Source organism: Inquilinus sp. CA228 (genome assembly GCF_052078665.1).
Lineage (GTDB): Bacteria > Pseudomonadota > Alphaproteobacteria > DSM-16000 > Inquilinaceae > Inquilinus.
Genome location: NZ_JBQJIK010000168.1, coordinates 1 through 2,707, shown reverse-complemented (window position 1 = coordinate 2,707; position 2,707 = coordinate 1). Strand labels below are relative to the sequence as shown.

Genomic DNA, 2,707 nt, shown 5'->3' with positions numbered 1-2,707 from the left:
CGCTGGCCGGACGGGCGGCGGCCGTCCTGGCCCTGCGGGGCGGCGTCCTCTGCGAAGCCGAGGACGCCGCGCAGGCCGAGCCGGCGGCTGGAGCGGCCCGGTGACTCCCTGGCCGGTGCTCCGGGCGGCGCGGCGGCGCTACCGCTTCACCGCGGTGGTCTTCGTGCTGCTGGTCGCCGCCGGCGTGGCCCTGTCGGTCGCCATCCTGTCGCAGGAGCGCGCCTTGCGGACCGGCAGCGCCCGGGCCGCCGACCGGTTCGACCTGGTGGTGGCGGCGCCGGGCAGCCAGACCGACGCGCTGCTGACCGCCGTTTATCTCCAGCCCGGCGCGGTCCGGCTGCTGGCGCCGGAGGTCACGGCGGCGCTGCTGAACGACGACCGCCCGGCCTTCGCCTCGCCGCTCGCCTTCGGCGACAGCCTGCGCGGCAGCCCGATCGTCGGCGCGATCCCGGCGCTGGTGGCGCATCTCTCCGACGGGCTGGCCGAGGGCCGGGTGTTCGCCGCGCGGAGCGAGGCCGTGATCGGCGCCGCATCGCCGCTGCGCCTCGGCGACCGCTTCCGGCCGACGCATGGCGTCCATGCCGGGGCGGCGGAGGAGCATGACGACGACGAAGCGGAGGAGGGGCATCACGGCGAGGCCGACGGCCACGACGTCGAGCTGACCGTGGTCGGCCGGATGACGCCGACCGGCTCGCCCTGGGACCGGGCGATCGTGGTGCCGGTCGAGCTGGTCTGGGCGGTGCACGGCCTGCCGGACGGCCACGCCGAGGGTGAGGCGCGGATCGGCCCGCCCTTCGACCCGGCCCGCACCCCGGGCATCCCGGCGGCGGTGCTGCACGCCAAGGACGTCGCCGGCGCCTACCGGCTGCGTCAGGCCTACACCGCCGACGGCTCGATGGCGTTCTTCCCGGCGGAGGCGCTGATCAAGCTGTACGGCGTTCTCGGCGACCTGCGGCGGCTGATGGCGCTGCTGGCGATCGTCACCCAGGCGCTGGTGCTGCTGGCGCTGGTGGCCAGCGTCGTCATCCTGCTGCGCCTGCTGACGCCGCAATTCGTCACCCTGCGGGCCTTGGGCGCGCCGCGCCGCTACGTCTTCGCCGTCGCCTGGGGCTTCACCGCGGCGCTGGTGGCGGCGGGCGTGCTGCTCGGCCTGGGCGGCGGCTGGGCCCTGTCCTTCGCGATCAGCCGGGCGCTCGCGACCCAGACCGGCATCGCCCTGCAGCCGACCCTGGGCGCGGCCGAGCTCCTGGTCGCGCTGATGGTGCTGCTGATCGGCTTCGCCCTGGCCGCGCTGCCCGCCTGGCTGATCCAGCGCCGGCCGCTGGCGGAGGCGCTGGCGGGGGAGTGACGGATGCCTCCGCTTACACCGACGTGACGATCCAGATCGCCCCGCCGATCGCGACCGCGTCCTCCAGCAGGGCGATCGGCAGGTCCCGCCCCGCCGCTCGGGCCAGCCGGGACCGCAGCTCGGAACCCACCAGCGTGCCGACCACGGCGCCGGCGACGCCCGTGGCGATCCCGCCGATCACCGAGCCCCCGACGATGCCGAAGGCGGCGCCGCAGAGCGCGCCGCTGACGATCCGGGCGCCGAACTGCATCGGCACCTTCCGGCTCGGCGTCCGCGGCAACTGGTCGGCGACCAGCTCGGCGACCGCCGCCACGGTGAGCAGCCAGGGCGTGACCGAAGCGCCGAGAAAGGCCAGCCCGGTGCCGTCGAGCGGCAGCCAGCCGAGATGGGCGGCCCAGCTGACGGCGGCCGGCGCGGTCATCGTCCGCAACCCGGCGACACACCCGATCAGGAAGGCGAGGACCAGCATCGAAATCTCCCCCGGAAATGCGCGGCGCGTGTGGCCGGTGTGAAAATTCAATTCCAGCATCGACTATACCCGCAGGCCTGTCGATCCTGGCTGCGAGCCAATTTAGTCTTTGTGGTTGTCATTCATGTCGGACGGAATCCCAGTTTTCCAGATCCCTCCGCTGTCGCGATGCGTACAGGATCCTTGAACATGGATTTCAGGTAGTCAAATATAGCTTGACAGATTATTTCAATGGTATCTTGATCATAATTCTGGCTGATTCCGCTAATAATCGGTCCATCACCTATTTGAACCGAGATATCGCTTCCTTCCATTTGAAGGTCGAGAACAACGCGAACCCAGAGTTCTCCATCATTCTTTAGATGAGGTATCGCAACGGCAACACCCATCTGAATCGGACCGACTCTCAGCAATCCCTGGCGATATGTGCTGAATTTGGCTCCCCGATAGTCGTCTGGAGTCCAGTCGCTATCATGTGGCGGGACGCCAAATACCTTAGCCTCATCGCCAAGAAATCCTGGCAACGCCGAGATAATAGAATCGCCTATTTGGTGAATTATTTTTTTTATCGCAATTGAAGTTTTGCCATATTCATTGATTGATAGTGAAAGTTCATATAGCCGGGATCGGGAAGTTGTTCTAGGTGTTTGAGGTGGATCGATATTGCTCATTAGATGTCCACTCCAGGCATTGTGGTTATGCAAGTGCCCCCTGATTGAAGATGTTTGGCGCAGACCTGCGGTGCCCCAGGGTAGCTCTCCCGCTAAGAGTCTGTTTTGAAAATCAGGGATGAGTGTTTCGTCGGATGAGAATTCCGCCCATGGCGACGAGGATCATCGCGTGCGAGACGTCGATGCGCTTTTCGTAGTCGCGGACGAGGCGGCGCCATC

The 2,707-nt window shown here is 67.3% G+C and carries 3 protein-coding genes and 1 pseudogene; 1 reads left to right on the top strand and 3 read right to left on the bottom strand.

The features are described 5' to 3' along the window. The first annotated feature begins 100 nt into the window (after positions 1-100). Positions 101-1,348: an FtsX-like permease family protein gene (locus ACTOWL_RS37740; protein WP_441326442.1), complete on the top strand. Its 1,248-nt coding sequence runs from the start codon at positions 101-103 to the stop codon at positions 1,346-1,348. 13 nt (positions 1,349-1,361) lie between these two features. On the opposite strand, the gene ACTOWL_RS37735 is transcribed toward ACTOWL_RS37740, so the two are convergent. The 3 genes and pseudogenes from ACTOWL_RS37735 to ACTOWL_RS37725 all read right to left on the bottom strand — a co-directional run. After that, positions 1,362-1,817 (bottom strand): DUF4126 domain-containing protein, encoded by a 456-nt coding sequence (locus ACTOWL_RS37735; RefSeq protein ID WP_441326441.1) that lies wholly within the window; start codon positions 1,815-1,817, stop codon positions 1,362-1,364. A 122-nt stretch (positions 1,818-1,939) separates the two neighbouring features. Continuing rightward, positions 1,940-2,488 carry a hypothetical protein gene (locus ACTOWL_RS37730; RefSeq protein ID WP_441326440.1) on the bottom strand — a complete coding sequence of 183 codons (549 nt, stop codon included), beginning with the start codon at positions 2,486-2,488 and terminating at the stop codon, positions 1,940-1,942. A 112-nt stretch (positions 2,489-2,600) separates the two neighbouring features. Then, a pseudogene (locus tag ACTOWL_RS37725) lies at positions 2,601-2,707 on the bottom strand (IS5/IS1182 family transposase); the annotation flags it as partial.

Excerpts from the sequence above, each read along its gene's own strand:
- ACTOWL_RS37735 (WP_441326441.1), bottom strand. The coding sequence starts at position 1,817 with ATGCTGGTCCTCGCCTTCCTGATCGGGTGTGTCGCCGGGTTGCGGACG.
- ACTOWL_RS37730 (WP_441326440.1), bottom strand. The coding sequence starts at position 2,488 with ATGAGCAATATCGATCCACCTCAAACACCTAGAACAACTTCCCGATCC.